This window comes from Ruegeria sp. AB9, from assembly GCF_056542585.1.
Genome location: NZ_JBQGAA010000002.1, coordinates 524,516 through 548,090, shown reverse-complemented (window position 1 = coordinate 548,090; position 23,575 = coordinate 524,516). Strand labels below are relative to the sequence as shown.

Annotated in this window: 21 protein-coding genes; 8 read left to right on the top strand and 13 right to left on the bottom strand. The window is 57.6% G+C overall.

Features of this window, described 5'->3' with window-relative positions:
• Nucleotides 1-14: 14 nt before the first annotated feature.
• From ACR0K5_RS08595 to ACR0K5_RS08580, 4 genes are all read right to left on the bottom strand, one after another.
• Nucleotides 15-1,385, bottom strand: coding sequence for a pyruvate dehydrogenase complex E1 component subunit beta (locus ACR0K5_RS08595; protein ID WP_480629273.1), 1,371 nt, complete (start codon nucleotides 1,383-1,385; stop codon nucleotides 15-17).
• 15 nt (nucleotides 1,386-1,400) lie between these two features.
• Nucleotides 1,401-2,390, bottom strand: coding sequence for a pyruvate dehydrogenase (acetyl-transferring) E1 component subunit alpha (gene pdhA, locus ACR0K5_RS08590; RefSeq protein ID WP_480629272.1), 990 nt, complete (start codon nucleotides 2,388-2,390; stop codon nucleotides 1,401-1,403).
• Between the two features lie 169 nt (nucleotides 2,391-2,559).
• The gene (locus tag ACR0K5_RS08585) at nucleotides 2,560-2,859 is read right to left on the bottom strand and encodes an FtsB family cell division protein (protein ID WP_480629271.1); all 300 of its coding nucleotides are present in this window, start codon (nucleotides 2,857-2,859) and stop codon (nucleotides 2,560-2,562) included.
• A gap of 415 nt (nucleotides 2,860-3,274) precedes the next feature.
• Nucleotides 3,275-4,465: a phosphoglycerate kinase gene (locus ACR0K5_RS08580; RefSeq protein ID WP_480629270.1), complete on the bottom strand. Its 1,191-nt coding sequence runs from the start codon at nucleotides 4,463-4,465 to the stop codon at nucleotides 3,275-3,277.
• A gap of 134 nt (nucleotides 4,466-4,599) precedes the next feature.
• Between ACR0K5_RS08580 and ACR0K5_RS08575 the strand changes: the two genes are divergently transcribed.
• Both ACR0K5_RS08575 and ACR0K5_RS08570 read left to right on the top strand, forming a co-directional pair.
• Nucleotides 4,600-5,106, top strand: a complete 507-nt coding sequence (locus ACR0K5_RS08575) for a peptidylprolyl isomerase (RefSeq protein ID WP_480629269.1) — start codon at nucleotides 4,600-4,602, stop codon at nucleotides 5,104-5,106.
• Complete coding sequence (locus tag ACR0K5_RS08570; RefSeq protein WP_480629268.1) at nucleotides 5,099-5,656, top strand: peptidylprolyl isomerase; 558 nt, start codon at nucleotides 5,099-5,101, stop codon at nucleotides 5,654-5,656. The genes ACR0K5_RS08575 and ACR0K5_RS08570 overlap by 8 nt, the downstream gene beginning before the upstream one ends.
• A 41-nt stretch (nucleotides 5,657-5,697) precedes the next feature.
• On the opposite strand, the gene ACR0K5_RS08565 is transcribed toward ACR0K5_RS08570, so the two are convergent.
• The 7 genes from ACR0K5_RS08565 to ACR0K5_RS08535 all read right to left on the bottom strand — a co-directional run bounded on the left by ACR0K5_RS08565 (nucleotide 5,698) and on the right by ACR0K5_RS08535 (nucleotide 11,730).
• A complete protein-coding gene (locus tag ACR0K5_RS08565; protein WP_480629267.1) occupies nucleotides 5,698-6,540 on the bottom strand; it encodes an alpha/beta fold hydrolase in 843 nt (280 codons plus the stop codon).
• A gap of 99 nt (nucleotides 6,541-6,639) precedes the next feature.
• Nucleotides 6,640-7,329, bottom strand: a complete 690-nt coding sequence (gene aqpZ, locus ACR0K5_RS08560) for an aquaporin Z (RefSeq protein WP_480629266.1) — start codon at nucleotides 7,327-7,329, stop codon at nucleotides 6,640-6,642.
• Nucleotides 7,330-7,441: 112 nt separating this feature from the next.
• Nucleotides 7,442-8,251 (bottom strand): M90 family metallopeptidase, encoded by an 810-nt coding sequence (locus ACR0K5_RS08555; protein ID WP_480629265.1) that lies wholly within the window; start codon nucleotides 8,249-8,251, stop codon nucleotides 7,442-7,444.
• A 119-nt stretch (nucleotides 8,252-8,370) separates the two neighbouring features.
• On the bottom strand, nucleotides 8,371-8,871 hold the full coding sequence (locus ACR0K5_RS08550; protein WP_117868644.1) for a bactofilin family protein: 501 nt from the start codon (nucleotides 8,869-8,871) through the stop codon (nucleotides 8,371-8,373).
• The gene (locus ACR0K5_RS08545; RefSeq protein WP_480629264.1) at nucleotides 8,861-10,192 is read right to left on the bottom strand and encodes a DUF5930 domain-containing protein; all 1,332 of its coding nucleotides are present in this window, start codon (nucleotides 10,190-10,192) and stop codon (nucleotides 8,861-8,863) included. The genes ACR0K5_RS08550 and ACR0K5_RS08545 overlap by 11 nt, the downstream gene beginning before the upstream one ends.
• A 174-nt stretch (nucleotides 10,193-10,366) precedes the next feature.
• Nucleotides 10,367-11,209: a ferritin-like domain-containing protein gene (locus ACR0K5_RS08540; protein WP_480629263.1), complete on the bottom strand. Its 843-nt coding sequence runs from the start codon at nucleotides 11,207-11,209 to the stop codon at nucleotides 10,367-10,369.
• Between the two features lie 59 nt (nucleotides 11,210-11,268).
• Entirely contained in the window at nucleotides 11,269-11,730 is a 462-nt protein-coding gene (locus tag ACR0K5_RS08535) for a peroxiredoxin (RefSeq protein ID WP_480629262.1), read from the bottom strand.
• Nucleotides 11,731-11,810: 80 nt separating this feature from the next.
• Between ACR0K5_RS08535 and ACR0K5_RS08530 the strand changes: the two genes are divergently transcribed.
• The 4 genes from ACR0K5_RS08530 to ACR0K5_RS08515 all read left to right on the top strand — a co-directional run bounded on the left by ACR0K5_RS08530 (nucleotide 11,811) and on the right by ACR0K5_RS08515 (nucleotide 18,342).
• Complete coding sequence (locus tag ACR0K5_RS08530) at nucleotides 11,811-15,185, top strand: YhdP family protein (RefSeq protein ID WP_480629261.1); 3,375 nt, start codon at nucleotides 11,811-11,813, stop codon at nucleotides 15,183-15,185.
• Nucleotides 15,186-15,227: 42 nt separating this feature from the next.
• Nucleotides 15,228-16,274: a tRNA preQ1(34) S-adenosylmethionine ribosyltransferase-isomerase QueA gene (queA, locus tag ACR0K5_RS08525; protein WP_480629260.1), complete on the top strand. Its 1,047-nt coding sequence runs from the start codon at nucleotides 15,228-15,230 to the stop codon at nucleotides 16,272-16,274.
• Between the two features lie 111 nt (nucleotides 16,275-16,385).
• Complete coding sequence (locus ACR0K5_RS08520) at nucleotides 16,386-17,657, top strand: MFS transporter (protein ID WP_480629259.1); 1,272 nt, start codon at nucleotides 16,386-16,388, stop codon at nucleotides 17,655-17,657.
• A gap of 109 nt (nucleotides 17,658-17,766) precedes the next feature.
• A complete protein-coding gene (locus ACR0K5_RS08515; RefSeq protein ID WP_480629258.1) occupies nucleotides 17,767-18,342 on the top strand; it encodes a DUF924 family protein in 576 nt (191 codons plus the stop codon).
• A gap of 52 nt (nucleotides 18,343-18,394) precedes the next feature.
• Here ACR0K5_RS08515 and ACR0K5_RS08510 read toward each other — a convergent pair whose 3' ends face one another.
• The gene (locus ACR0K5_RS08510) at nucleotides 18,395-18,829 is read right to left on the bottom strand and encodes a hypothetical protein (protein WP_480629257.1); all 435 of its coding nucleotides are present in this window, start codon (nucleotides 18,827-18,829) and stop codon (nucleotides 18,395-18,397) included.
• 214 nt (nucleotides 18,830-19,043) lie between these two features.
• Here ACR0K5_RS08510 and lpdA point away from each other — a divergent pair, with 214 nt between their 5' ends.
• Complete coding sequence (lpdA, locus tag ACR0K5_RS08505; RefSeq protein WP_480629256.1) at nucleotides 19,044-20,438, top strand: dihydrolipoyl dehydrogenase; 1,395 nt, start codon at nucleotides 19,044-19,046, stop codon at nucleotides 20,436-20,438.
• Nucleotides 20,439-20,591: 153 nt separating this feature from the next.
• Here the strand turns inward: lpdA and ACR0K5_RS08500 are convergent, their stop codons facing one another.
• A complete protein-coding gene (locus ACR0K5_RS08500; RefSeq protein WP_480629255.1) occupies nucleotides 20,592-21,977 on the bottom strand; it encodes a M20/M25/M40 family metallo-hydrolase in 1,386 nt (461 codons plus the stop codon).
• 323 nt (nucleotides 21,978-22,300) lie between these two features.
• Between ACR0K5_RS08500 and hemA the strand changes: the two genes are divergently transcribed.
• Entirely contained in the window at nucleotides 22,301-23,524 is a 1,224-nt protein-coding gene (gene hemA, locus ACR0K5_RS08495; RefSeq protein WP_480629254.1) for a 5-aminolevulinate synthase, read from the top strand.
• The last annotated feature ends 51 nt before the right edge of the window (nucleotides 23,525-23,575 follow it).

Sequence of the window (23,575 nt, the reverse complement as noted above, 5' to 3'; positions counted from 1 at the left end):
CTGTGTGTCGCTCCTTACCGGTAGGTCACTTGTTTGACGGCTGCAATCACCTCATCCGTGGTGATCAGCGCCAGCTTTTCGAGGTTCGCGGCGTAGGGCATCGGAACATCTTTGCCGGTGCAGTTGATGACCGGGGCGTCGAGGTAATCGAACGCTTCCTGCATCACGACCGAAGAGATGTAGCTGCCGACCGAGCCTTGCGGCCAGCCTTCTTCGACTGTCACCAGACGGTTGGTTTTCATCACCGAGTTGATGATCGCGCCAGTGTCCATTGGACGAATAGTGCGCAGGTCGATCACCTCGGCGCTGATGCCTTCTTCGGCCAGCTTGTCCGCGGCTTCCAGTGCGTATTGCATGCCGATGCCGAAGCTGACAATGGTCACGTCCGAACCCTCGCGCCAGATGCGCGCCTTGCCCAGCGGAATGGTCAGATCATCCACCTGCGGCATGTCGAAGGACCGACCGTAGAGGATTTCGTTTTCCAGGAAGATCACCGGGTTGGGATCACGGATCGCCGATTTCAGCAGACCTTTTGCATCCGCCGCCGAATAGGGCATGACGACTTTCAGACCGGGGATCTGCATATACCACGCGGCGTAGTCCTGCGAGTGCTGGGCGGCCACGCGGGCGGCGGCACCGTTGGGACCACGGAACACAATTGGGCAGCCCATCTGACCACCTGACATATAAAGCGTTTTGGCTGCCGAGTTGATGATGTGGTCAATCGCCTGCATGGCGAAGTTGAAGGTCATGAACTCGACTATCGGTTTCAGCCCACCAAAGGCCGAACCGACCGCGATACCAGCAAAGCCATGTTCCGTGATCGGCGTGTCGATCACGCGTTTGGGGCCGAATTCGTCCAGCAGACCTTGCGAGATTTTATATGCCCCCTGATATTCGGCGACTTCTTCGCCCATCAGATAGACATCTTCGTCGCTGCGCATCTCTTCGGCCATCGCATCGCGCAGAGCTTCGCGCACGGTCTCGGATTTCATCTCGGCATCGGCGGGCCAGTCCGGCGACAGATCGACGACCGGCGCGGCAGGTGCAGCGGCGGGAGCGGGGGCCTCAACCGCCGCAGGGGCGGCCTCGGCCACCGCGGCGGCTGCAGGCGCAGCCGCGGGCAGGGCGGAGGCGTCTTCACCCTCTTCAACCAGCACAGCGATTGGGGTGTTCACTTTGACCCCTTCTGTGCCTTCCGCGATCAGGATCTTGCCGACGATGCCTTCATCGACAGCTTCGAATTCCATCGTCGCCTTGTCGGTTTCGATCTCGGCCATGATATCACCCGAGGATACGGTGTCGCCTTCCTTAACCAGCCATTTGGCCAGCGTGCCCTCTTCCATCGTAGGCGAAAGGGCGGGCATGAGAATTTCGGTTGCCATGTCTTATTCGTCCTCTCAGGCGTAAATGTCGGTCCAGAGCTCTTCGACAGCAGGCTCAGGGCTTTCTTTCGAGAATTCGGCGGCCTGATTGACGACCTCCTTGATCTCTTTGTCGATCGCTTTCAGGTCATCTTCGGTGGCGTGTTTGCCCGTCAGCAGAAGTTCGCGCACATGTTCGATCGGGTCGCTTTGTTCACGGACCTTCTGAACCTCTTCGCGGGTGCGATACTTGGCCGGGTCAGACATCGAGTGGCCACGATAGCGGTAGGTTTTGACCTCAAGGATGTATGGGCCTTTGCCCGCCCGGCAGTGAGCGACGGCCTTTTCACCGGCGGCTTTGACCGCCAGCACATCCATGCCATTGACGATTTCACCGGGGATGCCGAAGGCCTCACCACGGACGTAGATATCCTGCGTTGAGGTTGAACGCGCCTGCGCGGTGCCCATGGCATATTGGTTGTTCTCAATGACGAACACGACCGGAAGATCCCATAGGGCCGCCATGTTGAAGGTCTCGTAGACCTGGCCCTGGTTCGCAGCACCGTCACCGAAATAGGTAAAGGTCACACCGCCATTTTCTTTGTACTTGTCGGCAAAAGCCAGACCAGCGCCTAGTGGAACCTGCGCACCAACGATGCCGTGACCGCCGTAGAAATGCTTCTCTTTCGAGAACATATGCATTGAGCCGCCTTTGCCTTTGGACAGGCCGCCTTCACGCCCGGTCAGTTCGGCCATCACGCCGCCGGGGTCCATGCCGCAAGCCAGCATGTGGCCGTGGTCGCGGTACGAGGTGATGCGCTTGTCGCCTTCCTTGGCCGCCGCTTCGAGCCCAACAACAACCGCCTCTTGTCCGATGTAAAGGTGGCAGAACCCGCCGATCAGGCCCATGCCGTAAAGCTGGCCGGCCTTTTCCTCGAATCGACGGATCAGAAGCATCTCGCGGTAGTATGTCTTGAGTTCTTCCGCAGAAACATTTGGTTTCTTTGTGGTTTTTCGCGCAGCCATAGTGGCGATCTCCCCCTTTCGGCAAGATAGTTTAGCGTTAAACTATCTCATAAAGCATTTAGGGCTTTCTGGCGAGGGGAAATGTGACGCAGCGTTCGGGCACGCGCAGCTTAGCCGAAAAACCAGGCACTGCTTCGATGCACCGAGGAATTCCGGCGACTAAAATTGATCAGCGGATTACAATTTCATCGGCCCGGATCATACCCAGAACCGAACGTGCTTGCTGGTCCAGCAGGTCAAGATCCAGATAGGTGTCGGACAGGCGCCGGGTCAGGTTTTCCATTTCGGCGATCTCGGCATTCAGCTTTTCCAGATCGCGTGACAGGGCGTCCCGTTCCGCCGCAATTTCGACCCGCCGGAACAGGCCATAGTCACCTTGCACGGCAGCAAAGGTGAAATACACACCCAGCATGAAAGCCACCGAGAAGAAGACGACTGAGCCCAAACCGGGCCGATGGGAACGGGACACTCTGTTTACCGCCGTATGAAAACTTGCCTCAAAAACGTGCCCTTTCCGGGCATCTGATCGCACTATGTCACAGGTGATTCGGGTTGTGAATCCCCTGATTCGATTTTTTGATCAGTATTTTGTGCGTATTCGGGCGTCGATCAGCGTCACGCTTGCAGTAACTGAATTTGCGCGACGGTCTGCTCTTTCATACAGGTCCAGTAAAACATCGGCGCAGCGCTACCGCCCCCCGACAGTTCCTTGTTGCAGAAACTGGCGTCAAGTTGGGTCTGACCACCGCAGCTGGATTGAGCTGCGGCAGAGCAGGGCAGCATGAAAAGGACAAGAAGACAAATTGGTTTCACGGTAAAAACCCCCGTTCAAAAGGGGATAATACCATGAACCATTTCAGGCGACCAAAGGCGGTCAGTGACGCTTAATGATCCAGCGCGGCAACACCGGGAAGGGTCTTGCCTTCCATCCATTCCAGGAACGCGCCACCTGCGGTCGAGATGTAGGTGAAGTCTTTGGCGGCACCCGAAGCGTTCAGGGCTGCAACGGTGTCTCCCCCTCCCGCGACTGAAATCAGCTGGCCCGAACGGCTGAGAGCCGCTGCTTTCAACGCGGCGGCATTGGTGGCGGCGTCGAACGGTTCCAGTTCGAACGCACCCAGCGGACCATTCCAGATCAGGGTCTGACTTTTGTCGAAGATCTCGGTGATCACGGCGACACTTTCAGGACCGGCGTCCAGGATCATGCCATCCTCGGGGCATTGGTCTGCGGGCAGAACCTGATGCGGCGCGTTGGCTTCGAATTTCTCGGCCACCACAACGTCACGTGGCAGAACGATCTGACAGCCAGAGCTTTCGGCCTTGGCCAAAATCTCGGCCGCCGTGTCCTTCATCGCAGTCTCGGCCAGCGACTTGCCAACGCCGATGCCTTGGGCGACCAGAAACGTATTCGCCATGCCACCACCGATCACCAGATAATCCACTTTGTCGATCAGGTTGCCCAGCAGTTCCAGCTTGGTCGAAACTTTTGCACCGCCCACAACCGCCGTCACGGGACGTTTGGGTGCGCCCAACGCGCTTTCCAGCGCTTGCAGTTCAGCCTGCATCAGACGACCGGCACAAGCGGGCAGCAGACGTGCAATGGCCTCGGTCGAGCTATGGGCGCGGTGTGCTGCCGAAAAAGCGTCGTTGCAATAAACTTCGCCCAGATTGGCCATGCCTGCGGCCAGATCGGCGTCGTTTTTGGTTTCTGAGGCGTGAAAGCGTGTGTTCTCCAGAAGCAGCACCTGACCGGGCCGCAGTGCTTCTGCGGCCAGTTCGGCTTCGGTGCCAACACAGTCGGCGGCAAACAGGACCTGCACGCCGAAAGCGTTTTCCAGAGTCGGAATCAGTTGCTTCAGGGACAGGTTTTCGCGCCGCTCTCCGCCGGGGCGGCCGAAATGGGCCAAAAGGATCGGTTTGCCACCTGCGGCCAGAATGTCGCGTACAGTGGGCGCGATCCGCTGGATACGGGTGGCGTCGGTTACAACGCCGTCAACGACGGGCACGTTGATATCCACGCGCACCAGCACGCGTTTACCGTTCAGGTCCATGTCGTCCAGCGTTTTCCAGCCCATCGCGCAATCCTCGTCATTTGCAAATGATTTAGGCGGTTCTTTTCCTGCATTTTGCCCTCAGGTCAATGCGTCACTTGGCATTCGTGCGCCCGGAGAATAGGTATTTGCGCAAGACTAAACGACAGGAGGGCCTCATGGCCGACATCAAGGATCCCGAAAACACAATCATCGTTGAGCTGAAAGACGGCAATGTCGTCATCGAACTGCTGCCCGATGTGGCGCCTCAGCACAGCGCCCGGATGAAAGAACTGGCCCGGGCTGGCGAGTACGACAACGTGGCCTTTCACCGTGTGATCGATGGTTTCATGGCGCAAACCGGCGACGTGCAGCATGGCGATATGGAAGACGGGTTCAACCTGCGCATGGCAGGAACCGGCGGTTCGTCGCTGCCAAACGTTCCGGCAGAGTTTTCCAAACTGCCCCATGATCGCGGCACCCTGGGCGCCGCACGGTCGCAGAACCCGGATTCGGCCAACTCGCAGTTCTTCATCAACTTCAAGGACAACCACTTCCTGAACGGTCAGTACACCGTTTATGGCCGGGTCATCGACGGCATGGAGCACGTAGATGCCATCGTACGTGGTGAGCCGCCTGCGAACCCGGATCGCATGATCAGTGTCAAGGTGGCCGCAGATGCATAAGCTGGCCGCAGCCTTTGCCGTGCTGGCAAGCCCTGCGCTGGCCAGCGGTTTGCAGATTGAGGTCGAAGGGGAAGGGGCCAATGGTACGATCTCCATCGACCTGTTCGAGGATGTCGCGCCCAAACATGTGGAACAGATCACCGCTCTGGCCGCTGACGGTCAATACGATGGCGTTGTATTCCACCGCGTGATCGAAGGCTTCATGGCGCAAACCGGCGATGTGGAATATGGTAATTCCAGCGCTGGTGGGTTCGACATGCGCTACGCCGGGCGCGGCGGATCCGACCGCCCCGATCTGCCAGCCGAGTTTTCCGACGTCACCTTTGACCGCGGTGTGGTTGGCATGGCCCGTTCGAAGAATCCGGACTCGGCCAATTCGCAATTCTTCATCATGTTCGAACCCGGCCCGTTTCTGGATGGCGAGTATACCGTCGTCGGTCAGGTGACCGATGGTATGGACGTGGTGGACGCGATCAAGCGAGGCGCCGGTCAGAACGGTGCGATTATCGGCGCGCCGGATGTGATGAAAAAAGTCACGGTTACCGAATAAGATGATTTAGCCCGGCTTCAGCGCCGGGCTTTTTCGTTGGTCTATTGATCGATAAAGTCACGGACGGCCTGGGTATAGGCATCTGGTTTCTGAAAAGAGGCAAAGTGGCTGACATCTTCCAGAACAAGCAACTCGGCCCCCGGAATAGAATCGGCAATCGCTTGTGAATGCTCCATCAGAATGGCTTCGTCATGAGCGCTTTGAACGACCAGCGTCGGGACCGTGACCGTAGACAACGCCTCCAAACCTCCGGGTTTTTCCGTGCCCCACATGGCGGCAACTCCGCCCAGAAAAGCCTCGAACCCGTCAGGCGTGGGTGACATGGCTGCATAATCTTCGGCCATCATGCCGACATAAGTGCCAAAGACCGGGTTGGTTTCCACCGTAGGATCAATCCCGTCCAGTGTTACATTTCCCGCATGGGCAAAGTGACTGGCCAGCCGATCCGGGTTTGTGGTTGAGATCGCATAACCGATATTGGCCCCGTCGGACCAACCGACAAGATGCACCTGATCAATGTTCAGATGATCCAACAGCGCCAGGTAATCCTGCGATAGCAACTCATAGGAATAGGTGCTGCCATCATTTGTCGATCGTCCGTGCCCGCGTGTATCCGCAACGATCACGGCATGGTCTTTGGCCAGATCCGCAACCTGCGCGGCCCAAATATCGCCATGCGCCAGACCGCCGTGAATCAACAGGATCGGCGTGCCTTCATCAACGCCGTAGGTCGCATAGTACATATCGATGCCGTTAATTTCAGTCGTGCCGGACGTGATGGCTGCGGGCATCACTGGTGAAGGCGGAATACTCAGCCAGGAATTTTCGGCCCAACTTGCCGTGGCGAAGCAGCCCAGAACAAAAGTTGCGGTAAGTGTCTTCATTGTATCCTCCCATTGATCCCGGGGCAGCGATGCGGCCAAGAATAACGAGAGGATAGCTTGTTTGTTGTAGGAGCGGAAAAAATCCTGCTCTCATTGATATCAGTCGTCCGGGGACATCGCCTTCCAGATGACCGCTCCGACAGCGGCGCCAATCAGCGGTGCGACCCAGAACAGCCACAGCTGCGCAAGGGCAGGACCGTCGGCAAACAGGGCAACTCCGGTGGAACGGGCCGGATTGACCGAGGTATTGGTTACCGGAATCGATATCAGGTGGATCAGGGTCAGCGCCAGACCGATGGCAATAGGGGCGAAACCGGCGGGGGCCTTGTCCGAGGTCGCGCCCAGAATGATCAGGATGAAGAAAGCGGTCATCACAATCTCGATCACCAGAGCAGACATAAGTGAATACCCGCCGGGTGACGCCTCACCATATCCGTTGGACGCAAACCCTCCGACGCCAGTGAAATCGGGCGCACCGCTGATGATCAGATACAAAACCACTGCGGCGGCGATTGCTCCGATGACCTGTGCGATCCAGTAGGGCAGCAGATCTTTGGCCGGAAACCGCCCGCCAATCATCAAACCCAGGCTGACCGCCGGATTGAAGTGACCGCCCGAGATATGGCCAACCGTGTAAGCCATTGTCAGAACCGTCAGGCCGAAGGCGAAGGATACCCCAAGCCACCCGATTCCAACATCCGCAACGCCTGCTGCCAATACGGCACTGCCGCAACCCCCGAGAACCAGCCAGAAGGTGCCGAAGAACTCGGCAAGTAGTTTTGATGACATGAAATTTCCTCCACAATGCAATGAGGTTAAGTGTAATTCAAAAATTAGCTGTTGTTAAATTTAGGCAAACGGTGAATTTCCGGCATGCCCTTTCAGCTGGGGCAAATAGCGATCAGTGCCATTGCGCAGGATCCAGTCGGAAGAGCTTTGACAACTGCTTGTACACGTCCGGATCAGAGTTGCGCAGCGCCTTGGGGCGCTCAAAGAACACTTCAACCGAAACCGCAAAAAACTCCTCGTGCCCTTCCGCGCCATAGGGATCAATTACCGTTGGGTGCCCTGTTTCGACGGCGTGTACATGCGCGTCATAGGCCGTCAGAAACGCGGCCTCCCACTCTGAAAAGCTCTGATTTTCGCTGAGTACGGGCACCCCGTTTGCCGACCCCGTCAGATCGTCGATCTGGTGGGCGAATTCGTGAAAGACAACGTTTTGCCCGTCGTGATCGTTCATGGCCCCGCGCTGGCTATGCGCCCAGGACAGGATTACCGGGCCGCGGTTCCAGCTTTCCCCTGTACGCACGATTTCCTTCTCGGTGACGACGTAACCGCTGTGGCGGCTCTGTCTGGATTTGAAAGCGCTGGGGTAGATCAGGATGGTGGTCAGGTTGTCGTACCAAAGCTGGGTATTCACCACCAGCAGACAGGCTTGCGCGGCGATGGACATCTGCATGTCTTCGGTAACGTCCAGACCGTCACACCCGATGAACTCGACCTGATCCAGAAACAAGTTGACCTTGCCTTCCAGCTTGGCGCGCAAGTCATGCGGCAGCTTCCGCAGGATCGGGACCTGAGCGTCGATTAGGTGCCGTTGCTTTTCGCTCAACGGCGCGGCCAACAGGGCGCGGCGCGCCTGTTGTTTCGACCAAAAGTAATAAGCCACACCGACAGCGATTAGCGCGACAAGTGTCAAAAAAACCAACATGGCTCGAACCTAGCGTGATCCCGGCGGGATCAAAACCAGTTTCACGGGAAAGTAGTTTCCTCAAAAAAAGACGCCGCGGGTGTCCCTGCGGCGTCTCGGGTTTGACCTGAGAGGTCGAATTATTGTTTGACGTCTGCCGCCGGGTTCGATCCGGCTTTGGCGCTGCGGCCCGGGTTCAGCGGATCGTCCTGGCGCTGTACAGACCCTTCGAAATGCGCGCCGCTTTCGATGGCGATGGTTTTGTGGATGATGTCGCCTTCGACGCGGGCGGTCGAAGTCAGTCGCACCTTGAGGCCACGCACTCGACCAACGATGCGTCCGTTGATCACAACGTCATCTGCGGTGACTTCGCCTTTGATCGTCGCGGATTCGCCAATCGTCAGCAGATGAGCACGGATGTCGCCTTCGACTGTGCCTTCCACCTGAATGTCACCGGAGGTCTTGATGTTGCCGGTGATGTGCAGATCCGAAGACAGAACCGACGCCGGTGGCTTGGGCTTGGGCGCGGTTGCGGGCTTCGACTCGGTCGGTGCAGGGGCCGCTGGGGTCGCCGGAGCGGCAGGTTTGGCCGCCTCAGGTGCCTTGGATGCGGGCTCGTTGATTTTGCTTTTAGAAAACATTTCTCGCAGCCTTGATGTAAGTCATTGGGTTTACAGGTTTTCCGTTCACGCGCACCTCATAGTGCAGATGCGTGCCGGTCGACCGTCCGGTGCTACCCATATCAGCAATATGATCCCCGCGCGAGACCCTTTGACCAACCTTCACGTTGATCTTGGTGTTATGAGCGTAAAGTGTCTCAATTCCAAAGGCATGCTTGATTTTTACAAGCCGCCCGAAACCGGATTGCCAGCCTGCGTGGCTTACGACGCCATCTGCAGTGGCAAAGATATCCGTGCCTTGTGGTCCCGCAAAATCCACACCGTTATGCATCCGGCGACCACCGGATTTAGGGTCACGCCGGGTGCCGTAGCCACTGGTGAAACGCACCGCAGAATGTACAGGATTGGCAAAGGGGGCTTTTTCCGCCGCAAGTCGATACAGGTTCAGTTGATCCATCTGCTGCAGCAGTGTGTTCGCGCGGGCTTCGTCGGCGGACAGTTCTTCCGCTTCGCCACGCGTGCTAAGGGATAAAGGGGTCAGCGGACCGCCCATACCGCTATATCCGCGCCGGACCTCTTCGATGATGCGATCTGTTGGCATTCCCGCCTGACGGAACATTTTGTCCAACGGTTCGACTGAGATCACCATGGCTTCTTCCAATTGGCGGAAAATCTCGTCGCTGCGTTCCTGCATTAGGCGGATTTCCAACTCCAGATCATCCCGCTGATCCAACGCCTCTTGGGCGTTTGTAGCGATCTGATCACGTTCCTCGGCCGTACGCGCCAGAGCTTCCGTCATGAAGGCCATCTGCACCGGGGCGCTGGAGGCCGTAACATACATGTCGGGGTTACTGGTTTCCTGCTTCAGTGTCGCCAGTTCAGTCCGGGCGTCTTCCCGCTGTTTCATGGTGGTGCGCAGCGTTGTCTGGATGACTTCGATCCCAGTCTCAAGTTCTCGCCGACGGTTTTCCGAGGCCAGAAGTTCCGATTGCATCGCGGAAATCTGGTCCAGCGCTGCGTTGAAACGATCCTGCGCGGCAAGGGCTTCCTGCGCGCGTGCATCGCGTTCAGCGGACAGGATGTTCAGACGTTCCTGATACGTGGCCTGGTCGCGTTTCGCCTGTTCCCGGAAGTTGCCTGACCCGATGCTGTCCATCAGAAGAATGGCAGTTGCCACGGCTGTCCAGCCGACCATGACCGCAACACCGGCCACCGCAGCTACCTGAGTTTCCGAGTTGAGCCGGATGAAACGTGTATCTTTGTCAGACTTCAAAAAGACCCGGCGCTCCGGGAAGTACCGTTCAAGTACGGAGTGTATCTTAATTGCCAGACGTGTTCGCACGCGTCCTACCTCTCATCCCCAAGATCGGGACCGGTTATGAGTGCCTGCCGCCCCTTGGGCCGATTGCATAAAGCGCAGGTCGCGTTCGGGCAAGTTTGTTGACCAGTCTGCGGCAAACAGCGCAGAAATCCCCCTGAGGATCGGCAGGAAATCGCCGAAACTGACAAAAAAGTGTCAGTTTGTGACCTCGCCGGGCGCCGGCAGGTCTTCCGTCAGGGGCCAGTAGAAGTCGGGTGGCAATCCGGCTTCGGCCCGTTTTTCCTCGTTGAAGGGTGGTTTCAGGACGCCGTGGAAGTATTGCCGAACCAGAGCGTGAAACACATCCTTCGGATCGGCATTTTCACGACCGCACAGGAAATGGAACCACTTGGATCCGTAGGCGACATGACCAACTTCTTCGGCATAGATCACCTCGAGCGCGGCAACGGCCTGTTCGGCATTGGCCTTTCGAAATATCTCGATCATGCCGGGGGTCACGTCCAGACCGCGCGCTTCAAGTACCATGGGAACAACGGCCAATCGCCCCATCAGATCGTCTGCGGTATCTTCGGCGGCGCGCCACATTCCCGCATGGGCGGGCAGGGCACCATAATGGCTGCCCATCTGTTCCAGACAATCGCAGATCATCTCGAAATGGCGTGATTCCTCTTCGGCGCATTTCACCCAATCGTCGTAGAATCCGATTGGCATCGGGACATGGCCAAAGCGGGCGATAATGTCCCAATGCAGATCAACCGCGTTCAGCTCGATATGCGCGACGGCGTGCAACAGAGCGATGCGGCCCGCCTCGGTGCCCGGTTTCCGCTTGGGCACCTCGCGTGGAGACAGGAGCTCGGGCCGTTCCGGGCGCGCAGGTTGCAGAGGTGGTGTCGCTGTGCCGATTTCGATTGCGGGGGCGTCGCCTGCGCGCGATGCGAACCACGCGGCGGCGTGATGTTTGGACAGGGCGGTCTTTTCCCGCCCGTCCGCCGTTGTCAGAACCTCGGTCGCCATCTGCGTCAGCGATTTGGACACCATTTTTCTCCACCTGATTGCACGCGCGGCTCATAGACCGGATGGCGATTGCGGTCGAGGGGTTACAGCGCGCGGACGGCTTCCAACACCTCATCCACGTGACCGGGAACTTTGACCTTGCGCCAGACGCGGGCAATTTTGCCTTCAGTGTCGATGATGAAGGTCGAACGCTCAATCCCCATCGATTTGCGCCCATACATGTTCTTTTCGACCCACACGCCGTAATCCTCGCAGACGGTCGAGTTCTCATCCGACAAGAGCGGCGTGGTCAGCCCATGCTTAGCGACGAATTTGTCGTGCTTGGCGACGCTGTCACGCGAGATGCCGAAAACTTGAGCGCCCGCATCCGCAAAGGTCTGAAGTTGTTCCGAGAAACCGATGGATTCCTTGGTGCAGCCCGGCGTATCATCGCGGGGGTAGAAGAACAGAACCACGGTGCCACCGCGCAACGCCGAAAGCGTCACCTCGCCACCGCCGTCGCGCGGCAAAGTGAAGTCAGGGGCGATGTCTGAAACGTCGGGCATTGGAAACTCCGCTAAAGGTTTTTAAAGGCTGTCTGATATCATAGGGCAACACGTGCGGGTTGGAAGGCGTGGGTAGCAAATTGAAGCAGCACGAAAACGACGATGGAGCAAAGCCGGAAAAGCCCGTGCGCCGTCGGTCGCGCCGCCGGGCCGCTGGTCTGTGGGCTATGCGCGGCACGTTCGTGCTGGTGCTTCTGGCTTTGTTCACCGGTTTCATGCTTGTGGGTCAAAGGATGCACGCACCTGTCTGGCTGCGGGACAGGGTCGAGGCGCGGCTTGAACAGGCCTTGGGCGGGCTGCAAATCCGGTTTGGCGATGTCAGTTTCATCATTCACGAAGGATGGCGCCCCCGTCTGCGCCTGACCGATGTTGCCATCAGCGATGCGGCTGGTCAGCAAATCGCGCAGGTGTCCGACATGCGCGCCAGCCTGGCCATGCGTCCCTTGTTGCGGGGTCATGTCCGACCCAAGCGGATCATTCTGAGCGGTGCGCAGATCGCCGTGACCCGAAACAAGGACGGGGCGCTGAGCTTGACAGTTGGATCTGGCAGCACACCAGTGCAAGAGGCGCCGAACCTGGCGCAGCTGATCGAAGCTTCGGATCAGGTTTTCCTGTCTCCGGCCCTGTCGGCGCTGACCTCGGTCGAGCTTGATGCGATCACATTGGATTATCGCGATCTGCGGCAAGGGCGATCCTGGATTTTGGACGGCGGCCATATTCAAGCCAATCGCAGCAATAACGAAGTGCGTTTGGCGACCGGGTTCTCGGTTCTGGCCGGGCGAGATTATGTCAGCGCCATCGAAGCCAACTATACAAGTGTCCTGGGAACGCCTGCCGCACAATTCGGGATTTCGGTCACCGACCTTCCGGCCGAGGACATCGCAGGTCAATCACCCGCCCTTGCCTGGCTTCAGGTTCTGCGGGCCCCGATTTCGGGTGCCTTGCGGGGTGGTATCGATGAAGACGGCACAATCGGAACCCTGTACGCAACGCTCAATCTGGGGGCCGGGGTCGTACAGCCAAACCCGGAAACCCGTCCGGTTCCCTTCGAATCCGCCCGTACGTATTTCATTTATGACCCCGAAGGGCAGATGCTGGACTTCAACGAAGTTTCGATTGTTTCGGCCTGGGGCGAGGTGCAGGCAGACGGTAAGGCGTTTCTGGACGGCGCAGAAGATGGCGTGCTGGACAGCCTGTCTGCACAACTGCGGCTGTCCGGCATCAATGTGAACCCTGCAAACCTGTTTCCGCAGCCTATTCAATTGTCGAGGGCCAGTCTGGATTTCAAGATGGCGTTCGACCCGTTCAAACTACGCCTGGGTCAGATGACCATCGAAGATCCGGGTCACACGGTGCGAGCCTTTGGTGTCCTGAACGGACGGCCGGATGGCTGGGCTGTCGAGCTGGATGCACACCTGGACCGGATGACGTCCGACAAAGTTCTCAGCTACTGGCCCGAACGACTGGCCCCGAAACCGCGAGAGTGGGTAACAGAAAACCTGTACGAAGGGGTTCTGTCCGACATGGATTTCGCCTTGCGCTTGTTGCCGGGATCGAAACCGGATCTCTACTTGGATTTCGGGTTTGAAGAGGCGAAGGTCAGGTTTGTCAAAACGCTACCGCCGATCGAAAAGGCGCAGGGACAAGCCAGCCTGATCAACAGAAGGTTCACGGTCACTGCTCAAAAAGGCGTTGTGGTCGCCGATGATGGCGGTGCGGTGGATGCATCGGGAACGTCCTTCATCATACCCGATACGGATATCAAGAAATCCGCGCCTGCAATTGCGCGTATCCGGGCCGAGGGGAGCGTGACAGCCGCCTTGTCTCTGCTCGACCGGCCACCGCTTGAATTGCTCAGCAAAGCCGGGTTGCCTGTGGATGTCGCTAAGGGAACGGCGTCTCTGGAGGGAACGCTGTCGTTGCCGATGAAAAAAGGCCTAAAGTTTCCTGAAGTGCAATTTCACTTCGACGGCAAGCTGGCCAACCTTTCCAGTGAAAGGTTGGTGCCCGGTTTTTCTGTAAGTGCTGATCTCCTGGATCTTTCGGGTGATCAATCCGGCGTTCAAATTCAGGGACAAGGGCGGTTTGGGGACGTGCCATTAACGGCGCTCTGGCAGCAGCCGATAGATGGAAAATCCGCCCAGCGAAGTACTCTGACCGGGCAGATCGAATTGTCTCCCCGATTGATGGACGAGATCGGAGCTGGTCTGCCTCCGGGTATGCTGACCGGAAAAGGAATTGCGGATATCACCTTGGGTCTCGGTGCCGGACCTCCTCCGAAGCTGTCCGTTACGTCCGATTTGCAAGGTGTTGCGCTGGCGATACCCGAGCTTGGTTGGCGGAAAGGGTCCAATTCGACAGGATCCCTGAAAGCTGAAGCAACTTTGGGATCGCAGCTGAAAGTGGATAGCCTGCGCATAAATGCTGCGGGATTACGCACATCAGCCTCAATTACGTTTCGTGAGAACGGTGAATATGACCGAGTTCGATTCAGCTCCTTTGATCTGGGCGACTGGCTGGCGGTCCCGGCAGAGTTGATCGGACGTGGGAATGCCGTCCCGGATATCCGGGTTCTTGGTGGCGTGCTGGACATGGGGCGCGCAAGTTTTGGCGAAAGCAGCGGATCTGGCGGCGGAGGCAGCGCCGGACCGAAGCTGGACGTGAAGCTGGACCGTCTTCAGGTTACTGAAACCGTCGCGCTCAGCGGCTTCCAGGGCGCATTTCAGACAACTGGGGGGATAAACGGCAACTTCACCGCCCGGGTCAATGGCGGTGCGCCGGTCAGTGGGCAGGTCAGCCCAAGAGGGAACCGCAGTGCCGTTAACCTGACATCGCAAGACGCGGGTGCGGTTCTGCGCTCGGCCGGGGTTCTGACACAGGCGCGCGGCGGTGAAATGAACCTTAAGCTCGAGCCCGTGGCTGCGCCTGGCAGCTATGACGTGATACTGAAAATCACCAACACGCGGATCACCGACGCCCCGGCCATGGCGGCCCTGCTGAATGCGATCAGTCTTGTGGGGCTGTTGGACGAAATGGCAGGTCAGGGCATCTTTTTCGCGGCAATTGACAGCCGGATGCGGATCACTCCGACAGATATCAAGGTGCTCAGCGGCAGTGCCGTCGGGCCGTCGATGGGCCTTTCTTTTGACGGCACCATCGATACAGTGAACGGGTTGCTGAACCTGCGCGGAGCGATCTCGCCCATATACCTCCTCAACGCAGTTGGCAGCGTATTCACGCGCAAGGGCGAGGGCGTCTTTGGGTTCAACTACACGCTCACGGGTCCGCTGGCCTCGCCCAAAGTGTCGGTGAACCCGTTGTCCGGTCTTGCACCTCTGTTTCTGCGCGACTTGTTGCGTGCCCCGGCACCGAAAGTTCAGGACGGTCCGAACGCAATACCCCAAAAACCGGATGAACCAAAACGCACTTTTGGATCGTCCCCAAGCGACCGCTGACAGGATATGGCCGAATCTGATGCAGAGTTGTAAGGCGCGGTTATGAAACTCAGCGACTTTGATTTCCACCTGCCCGAAGACCTGATAGCAACGCGGCCCGCCAGCCCGCGTTCTTCTGCACGCCTGTTGGTAGCGCAAGGTAATGCGACGACCGACAGCCATGTGTTCGATTTGCCTGATTTTCTGCAGCCGGGCGACCGACTGGTGTTGAATGACACCCGGGTCATCCCGGCGCGACTGAACGGTCGCCGCCATCGCGACAGCGCGCAGGGGCCCGTATCCGCCGGGATCGAAGCCACCTTGCTGGACCCGCAGGCCGATGGCACCTGGTCTGCATTGATCAAACCACTCAAGAAAGTGAAGCTTGGGGAAGAGATCGTCTTTTCAGCCGACCTCAGCGCCACGCTGGATCGGGTCGAGGACGGTCAGGCGTATCTGCGCTTCAATCTCAGCGGTGAGGATTTCGACGCAGCGTTAGATCAGGCCGGAGCAATGCCTCTGCCGCCTTACATCGCTGCCAAACGCCCGGCGGATGAACAGGACAAAACTGACTATCAGACCATCTGGGCCAACCATTCCGGTGCCGTGGCCGCCCCGACGGCGTCTCTGCATTTCGATGATACGCTAATGCAGGCGTTGGCTAAGCGCGGCGTGAGTTTCACGCATGTGACGCTGCACGTGGGGGCGGGAACTTTTCTGCCGGTCAAGGTAGAGGATGTCACAACCCATAAGATGCACGCCGAATGGGGGCAGGTCAGCGCCGAGGCTGCCGCCCAAATACAGGCAACCAAGGCGGCTGGTGGGCGTGTGATTCCGGTGGGAACCACGGCTTTGCGCCTGATCGAAAGCGCGGCAAGGTCCGGAAAGATCGAGCCGTGGGAAGGCGACACGGATATCTTCATCTATCCCGGCTTTGAATTCCACGTCACTGACGCACTGATGACCAATTTCCACCTGCCGAAATCTACCTTGCTTATGCTGGTTTCGGCACTGATGGGGCAGGACCGGATGCGCGATGTGTACAAACATGCCATCGCACAGAAATACCGGTTCTTTTCGTATGGTGACGCGTCGCTTTTGGCCCCCTGAGGGGCGCGTATACGGCATCGCGGATCGGGAATGTCGTAGACAAGCGCGACGGTAGCGGTCTTTGATCGCAGAACGGCACTCAAATCAGGTTGGCATTAGTCGGAGGCCCCAATGATTCAGGTCCTATCCAGCGCGTGGGCGTTGTTGCTCGGCATGGGGTTGTTGATGGTCGGAAACGGCCTTCAGGGCACGATCCTGGGGGTTCGGGGTGAAATCGAGGGCTTTTCGACTCTTGAGATGTCGTTTGTGATGTCGGCCTATTTCCTGGGCTTTCTGGGCGGCTCACGCCTTGCGCCCGAGATGATCCGACGCGTCGGTCATGTGCGGGTCTTTGCGGCACTTGCGTCGTTCATTTCAGCCGTAATGATCATGTATCCCATGCTGACAGACCCGATCGCGTGGGCCCTGGGCCGGGTAGTGATTGGGTTCTGTTTCTCGGGCGTCTATGTCACTGCCGAAAGCTGGCTGAATAACGCGGCAAGCAATGAAAACCGGGGGCAGGCGCTATCGCTTTACATGATAGTCCAAATGACGGGCATCATCAGTGCCCAGGCGCTTGTTCTGGTCGGAGACCCCGCTGGTTACGAAACTTTTGTGATAGCCTCGATTCTGGTTTCGGTTTCCTTCGCGCCCATTTTGCTGTCGATCTCGCCAACTCCCGCATTTGATACCACCAAGCCGATGACGCTGAAGAAATTGCTGGAAACCTCGCCTCTGGGCTGTGTCGGCATGTTCCTGTTGGGCGGCGTGTTTTCGGCACAGTTCGGTATGGCGGCGGTTTACGGCGCGCGGGCTGGACTGTCGCTTGTTGAAATTTCGACCTTCGTTGCGGCGTTTTATATCGGAGCTGTTGTTCTGCAATACCCTTTGGGCTGGTTCTCCGATCGCATGGATCGACGCTTTCTGATCCTTCTTGTGGCACTCGCCGGTGCCGGGGGCGCAACGATCGCGATGATGATGGGCGGATCGTTTCCAATTCTGCTTGCCTCGGCTTTTCTGATCGGGGGTATGTCCAACCCGCTATACTCATTGCTGATCGCGCACGCGAATGACTTTCTGGATCACGAGGACATGGCGGCCGCATCCGGTGGACTGGTTTTCATCAACGGTCTGGGCGCGATTGCCGGACCGCTGATCACAGGCTGGTTGATGGGCGATGCCGTATTCGGTCCCGCGGGCTTTTTTCTCTTTATTGCGGCACTGTTACTCGCAATGGCGCTCTACGCTCTGTATCGGACGACGCAGCGTGCTTCGATCCCTGTGGACGAAACCGGCACAATGTCGACGCTGTATCCAACATCCTCGCCAGTTGCGCTTGAAGTGGCACAGGAAGTTGCCATCGAAGCCGCCGAGGCCGAGCAGGCTGAGCAGGAAGATGCCTAGGACACAGGATTATGTCGCAAGTGTTGCAATATGTTACTGTAACAGTTCTGTAAAACGGCCTTAAATGACGTTACGTCCCAAGTGCGGGCACAAGACGGAGTTTAAGGCAATGGTAACGCCTGAAGAAGTATTGAGTTTTTGGTTAGATGAGGTGGGTCCAAAGGGCTGGTACATTGAGGATGAAGCGCTGGATTCAGAAATCCGCGCACGTTTTCAGTCAACGTGGGAGGCAGCGGCCGAGGGCAAGTTTTCGCTCTGGCTGACCTATCCCAGCGGGTCACTGGCTTACATTATTTTGACGGACCAGTTTCCACGCAACATGTTCCGGGGGCAGGCGCGTGCTTTCGCGACTGACCGAGCGGCATTGGCGGCCGCAAAATGCGCGGTCGACAAGGGCTGGGACAAGAAGATCGACGAACCAGCCCGGCAGTTCTTTTACTTGCCGTTGATGCATTCGGAAAATCTGTGCGATCAGGAACGCTGCGTGCGTCTGATCTGCGAGAACATGAATGGCGATACGAGCAATCTGCTGCACGCCCGGGCGCATCGTGAAGTGATCCGCAAGTTCGGTCGGTTCCCCTATCGGAACGAAGCACTGTCGCGCAATTCGACCCCTCATGAAGAGGCTTACGTCGACATGGGCGGTTACGGTAGCACCGTGCGTGAGCTTCAAGCGACGGCTTGAGATCGCAGATAAAGATTGGAACTGCGCCATTAGTCGATAGTGCGGGGGTCTTTTAGGACCCTGGCTCGCATCCTTTGATCCCCAATATCCGTTCAGATGCGATGTCAGCACCAGTCTGGATGGTCTGAGCAATCAGTGCCTCAGGAGTGTCTGCCAGTTCCGTGAAACGCTCTTGCGCGGTCTGCAGCCTTTGTTCAACGGCGTTCAGGCGGCTCAATGTCGCCCTGATGCTTTGTGCGGTTTGGGCGTCGGTGATTTGGTTCTCCTGCGTCAACGAGGTCAATTCGCTTCGCAATGCGGCAAGCTCCCCTCGAATACCCTGCGCCTCATCCCGGATTGGGGCAATAACCTGCACGGTTTCCGAAAATTTCTCCGTGACGCTTTCGACCTTCGATGCCAGCTTCCATCCCAGAAATAGGCAAAGTGCGACAAGTATCAGTGTCGCGTTGAGCAGAGCGAGCAGCAGGTCTTTCAGTGTTTTGGCCATGGTAATCCCCTTGAATTCAATGTGTTCGCAAATGTCCGAGCGGCGCCGGCGTTTCTGTTCTAGCCATAGCGTGGGCCGGGGTATAGGCTGAAATCCGCAAATCCAGGTATGGTTTACCTCGCGTCTCATTTGTCGCGGGAACTGTATATTGATGCGTTTCTGAAAATAGTTTAATGGTAAACTAAATTTTCACCACCTGCGCCGAGAGGAACACATGGCTGCACAATCCTATGATCTGATCGTAATAGGGGCTGGCCCCGGGGGCTATGTCGCTGCCATCCGTGCCGCCCAGCTTGGCCTGAAGACCGTCGTGGTCGAGCGCGAGCACCTTGGCGGCATCTGCCTGAACTGGGGATGCATTCCCACAAAGGCACTGCTGCGGTCCTCCGAAGTGTTCCACCTGATGGAACGCGCCAAGGATTTTGGTCTGAAAGCCGACAAGATCGGTTACGATCTGGACGCGGTCGTCAAAAGATCCCGTGGTGTAGCCGGGCAACTGTCTGGCGGCATTGGTCATCTGCTTAAGAAAAACAAGGTCGCCGTGGTGATGGGCGAGGCGACAATTCCCGCCAAAGGCAAGGTCACCGTCAAGACCGAGAAGGGCGCCGAAGAACTGACGGCAAAGAACATCATTCTCGCAACCGGTGCGCGGGCGCGCGAATTGCCCGGGCTTGAGGCCGACGGCGATCTGGTCTGGACTTACAAGCACGCCTTGCAACCGCCTCGGATGCCCAAGAAGCTACTGGTCATCGGCTCGGGCGCAATCGGCATCGAATTCGCCAGCTTCTACAACACGTTGGGGGCCGACACGACCGTGGTCGAGGTGATGGATCGTGTGCTGCCGGTGGAAGATGCAGAAATCAGCGCCCTGGCCAAGAAAGCTTTCACAAAGCAGGGCATGACCATCATGGAAAAGGCCATGGTCAAGCAACTGGATCGTGGCAAGGGCAAGGTGACCGCTCATATCGAGGTTAAGGGCAAGGTTGAAAAGCACGAGTTCGACACCGTGATCTCGGCGGTAGGTATCGTTGGCAATGTCGAAAACCTCGGCCTGGAAGCTTTGGGCGTCAAGATCGACCGCACGCATGTGGTGACAGATGAATATTGCCGTACCGGTGTCGAGGGTCTTTACGCGATCGGCGACATCGCTGGTGCACCCTGGCTGGCACACAAGGCCAGCCACGAAGGTGTCATGGTCGCTGATCTGATCGCAGGACAACATGCCCACCCGGTCAAGCCTGAAAGCATCGCAGGATGCACCTATTGTCAGCCTCAGGTGGCCTCGGTGGGATATTCCGAAGCAAAAGCCAAAGAGCTGGGCTATGACATCAAAGTTGGCCGTTTTCCGTTCATCGGCAACGGCAAGGCCATTGCTCTGGGCGAGCCGGAAGGTCTGATCAAAACAGTGTTCGATGCCAAGACAGGTGAGCTACTCGGCGCGCATATGATCGGCGCTGAAGTCACCGAACTGATCCAGGGCTATGTGGTTGGGCGACAGTTGGAGACAACCGAAGAAGACCTGATGAATACAGTCTTCCCGCACCCAACGCTGTCAGAAATGATGCACGAGAGCGTCTTGGATGCCTATGGTCGTGTGATCCACATGTAAGATTGTACGCGAGTTGCAACCGGGCAGGGGCTCTGCCCCCGCCGCGCTACGCGCGCCTCCCCCGGGATATTTTGGGCCAGATGAAGTAGGGATCCTTTATTCATCTGGCTGCAAATATCCCGGAGCGCGAGGCAGAGCCTCGCTGAAGACTCCCTATTTATTCAAAGCATCCAGAATGCGGGCCCACGAGCGGATGCCCTTATGGAAGCTTTTGACGTCATATTTCTCGTTCGGGGAATGGATGGCGTCATCTTCATTGGCGTAACCGACCAGCATCGAATCAAGCCCCAGAACAGTGTTGAAGTAACCGACAACTGGGATCGAGCCTCCCATGCCCGTAAACACCGCTTCGCGATCCCATTCGTCCGACAATGCTCTGCGCGCGGCCTCGAACTCCGGACGGTTGATGTTCATGACCGATGCGGGCGAACCCTCCAGATCGTTGTCCCAGACCACCTTCGCGTCCGGAGACAGGCGATCTTCGACATGTTTGCGGATTTTGGTGCGCAATGCGTCAGGGTCCATATTGCCGACCAATCGGCACGTGATTTTGCAGTGTGCTTCCGATGGGATTACGGTTTTCGAACCAGCCCCGTTATAACCGCCCCACAGACCGTTCACCTCAAGTGTCGGGCGCGCCCATTGTTGTTCGAGTGTCGAATAGGCCTTTTCGCCGTGCGGTTGGGAGTAGCCGACCGAGTTCAGGTAGTCCGCTTCGTCGAAACCGCAGTTTTGCCACTGGCGCAGCTGGTCTTCGGGCACTTCGTGAACGCCCTCATAGAACCCTTCGACCGCGACACGCCCGGCCTCCTCATCATAGAAAGAGGCAACGATTTTCGACAATTCGCGCAGGGGGTTCAGACCCGGGCCGCCATAATGACCGGAATGCAAATCGATACGGGGGCCGACAATGGTGAATTCGTCTTTCAGCATACCCCGCAGCTGCGCGGCAATCGATGGAACACCGCGCGATACCATGGATGTATCGCAAACCAGCGCCAGATCCGCTTTGAGTTCGGCCGCGTTTTCTTCGAGGAAGGGAACCAGTGAGGGTGAGCCGGACTCTTCTTCACCTTCGAAGAAGAAAGTGATGCGGCAGGGCAGGGTTCCGTGCACCGATTTCCACGCGCGGCAGGCTTCGACAAAGGTCATTAACTGACCTTTGTCATCCGACGAACCCCGCCCGCGAATAACTGGGCCGTGCTCGGTGTCTTCGATGGCGGGATCGAACGGGTCGCGTGTCCACAGATTCAGCGGATCAACAGGCTGCACATCATAGTGTCCGTAAAACAGAATGTGCGGGGCATCCGTGTCTTCGCCCACATGGCCTACGACCATCGGATGGCCAGGAGTTTCTCGTTTTTCTGCTGCAATCCCGATGCTGTTGAGATCGGCAACCAGCCAATCTGCTGCACGGCTGACGTCGGCCTTGAAGGCCGGATCGGTCGAGATCGAGGGGATGCGCAGCAGCTCCATCAAGCGGTCGATCGAGGTTTGCAGATCTTCGTCAATCCGGTTCAGCACAGTGTCTAGCGACATGGGGATCTCCTGCTTGTCTGAGTTTGAGCGAACCCTAGCAGTGTTGTCAGCGCCGTCCAGAGTGGTTGACGGGAAAATTGTTCCTTCGTCAAAGCTTTGAATGAGTTGTAATGCCTGCGTCGTTTCCACGCGTCGGAAGGGCGGAACTATACTTGCCGTAGCAGATGCAAACTTATATTTGATGCAAATCAAAGTTGGGTTCACCTGTTCGGCTGTAACCAGCTGAATAAAGGAACACAAAGCTGCTGAAACAGGTTAGACTGTGAGATGTGGCAGACTAATTGCCCGAGGGAAACCGGAAACGGGCATTCAAGGAGGGTCCGTTGGACTATACTGCTCAGCTCGATTCAGCGATTGCCAGGCTGCATGACGAAGGACGTTACCGGACTTTTATCGATATCGAACGTCGCAACGGACATTTCCCCCACGCGGTGCGCACGCGTCCGGACGGGTCGCAGCAGAACATCACCGTGTGGTGCGGCAATGACTATCTGGGCATGGGCCAGCATCCTGTCGTCCTGAACGCAATGCACGAGGCTGTCGATGCGGCCGGGGCGGGCTCGGGCGGCACCCGCAATATTTCAGGCACCACGGTTTATCACAAAAAGCTCGAGGCCGAACTGGCTGATCTGCACGGCAAGGAAGCTGCTCTGTTGTTCACCAGCGCCTATATTGCCAACGACGCCACGCTCAGCACGCTGCCCAAGCTGTTCCCGGGCCTGATCATTTATTCCGATGCGCTGAACCATGCCTCGATGATCGAAGGCGTGCGCAGAAACGGGGGTGCAAAGCGCATCTTCCGTCACAATGATGTGGCGCACCTGCGCGAATTGCTTGAGGCCGACGATCCCGCCGCACCCAAGCTGATCGCGTTCGAGTCGGTCTACTCGATGGATGGCGATTTTGGCCCGATTGAAGAGATCTGCGATCTGGCTGACGAGTTTGGCGCGCTGACCTATATCGATGAAGTGCACGCTGTGGGTATGTATGGCCCGCGCGGTGGCGGTGTGACCGAGAGGGACCGCCTGGCGCATCGGATCGACATCATCAACGGCACATTGGCCAAAGCCTATGGTGTGATGGGCGGCTATATCGCGGCGAGTGCCAAGATGTGTGATGCCGTGCGCTCTTACGCGCCGGGTTTTATCTTTACGACGTCGTTGCCACCTGCTGTCGCTGCAGGAGCCGCTGCGTCCGTTGCTTACCTGAAAACCGCTTCTGAGCTGCGCGACCAGCATCAGACACAGGCGAAGATCCTCAAGCTGCGGCTGAAGGGGATGGGTCTGCCTCTTATCGATCACGGAAGCCACATCGTGCCTGTGATCGTAGGAAACCCGGTGCATACCAAAAAGCTGAGTGACATGCTGTTGGAAGATTACGGCATTTATGTGCAACCCATCAATTTCCCGACTGTCCCGCGCGGGACCGAGCGCTTGCGGTTTACCCCGTCTCCGGTGCATGGACCGGACGAAATGAACCGTCTGGTGCAGGCGATGGACGAACTTTGGTCACATTGTGCGCTAAATCGCGCCGAACTTGCCGGATAACCTCATGCCAAAGTGTGCAACGAGTTTGCCGCGTGTTAAGCTTAGGCTAAC

Bases quoted from the DNA above. Each gene is read 5' to 3' on its own strand.
- ACR0K5_RS08595 (WP_480629273.1), bottom strand. From the start codon at position 1,385: ATGGCAACCGAAATTCTCATGCCCGCCCTTTCGCCTACGATGGAAGAG.
- pdhA (WP_480629272.1), bottom strand. From the start codon at position 2,390: ATGGCTGCGCGAAAAACCACAAAGAAACCAAATGTTTCTGCGGAAGAA.
- ACR0K5_RS08580 (WP_480629270.1), bottom strand. From the start codon at position 4,465: ATGGGCTGGAAAACGCTGGACGACATGGACCTGAACGGTAAACGCGTG.
- ACR0K5_RS08575 (WP_480629269.1), top strand. From the start codon at position 4,600: ATGGCCGACATCAAGGATCCCGAAAACACAATCATCGTTGAGCTGAAA.
- ACR0K5_RS08570 (WP_480629268.1), top strand. From the start codon at position 5,099: ATGCATAAGCTGGCCGCAGCCTTTGCCGTGCTGGCAAGCCCTGCGCTG.
- ACR0K5_RS08565 (WP_480629267.1), bottom strand. From the start codon at position 6,540: ATGAAGACACTTACCGCAACTTTTGTTCTGGGCTGCTTCGCCACGGCA.
- aqpZ (WP_480629266.1), bottom strand. From the start codon at position 7,329: ATGTCATCAAAACTACTTGCCGAGTTCTTCGGCACCTTCTGGCTGGTT.
- ACR0K5_RS08555 (WP_480629265.1), bottom strand. From the start codon at position 8,251: ATGTTGGTTTTTTTGACACTTGTCGCGCTAATCGCTGTCGGTGTGGCT.
- ACR0K5_RS08550 (WP_117868644.1), bottom strand. From the start codon at position 8,871: ATGTTTTCTAAAAGCAAAATCAACGAGCCCGCATCCAAGGCACCTGAG.
- ACR0K5_RS08540 (WP_480629263.1), bottom strand. From the start codon at position 11,209: ATGGTGTCCAAATCGCTGACGCAGATGGCGACCGAGGTTCTGACAACG.
- ACR0K5_RS08535 (WP_480629262.1), bottom strand. From the start codon at position 11,730: ATGCCCGACGTTTCAGACATCGCCCCTGACTTCACTTTGCCGCGCGAC.
- queA (WP_480629260.1), top strand. From the start codon at position 15,228: ATGAAACTCAGCGACTTTGATTTCCACCTGCCCGAAGACCTGATAGCA.
- ACR0K5_RS08520 (WP_480629259.1), top strand. From the start codon at position 16,386: ATGATTCAGGTCCTATCCAGCGCGTGGGCGTTGTTGCTCGGCATGGGG.
- ACR0K5_RS08515 (WP_480629258.1), top strand. From the start codon at position 17,767: ATGGTAACGCCTGAAGAAGTATTGAGTTTTTGGTTAGATGAGGTGGGT.
- ACR0K5_RS08510 (WP_480629257.1), bottom strand. From the start codon at position 18,829: ATGGCCAAAACACTGAAAGACCTGCTGCTCGCTCTGCTCAACGCGACA.
- lpdA (WP_480629256.1), top strand. From the start codon at position 19,044: ATGGCTGCACAATCCTATGATCTGATCGTAATAGGGGCTGGCCCCGGG.
- ACR0K5_RS08500 (WP_480629255.1), bottom strand. From the start codon at position 21,977: ATGTCGCTAGACACTGTGCTGAACCGGATTGACGAAGATCTGCAAACC.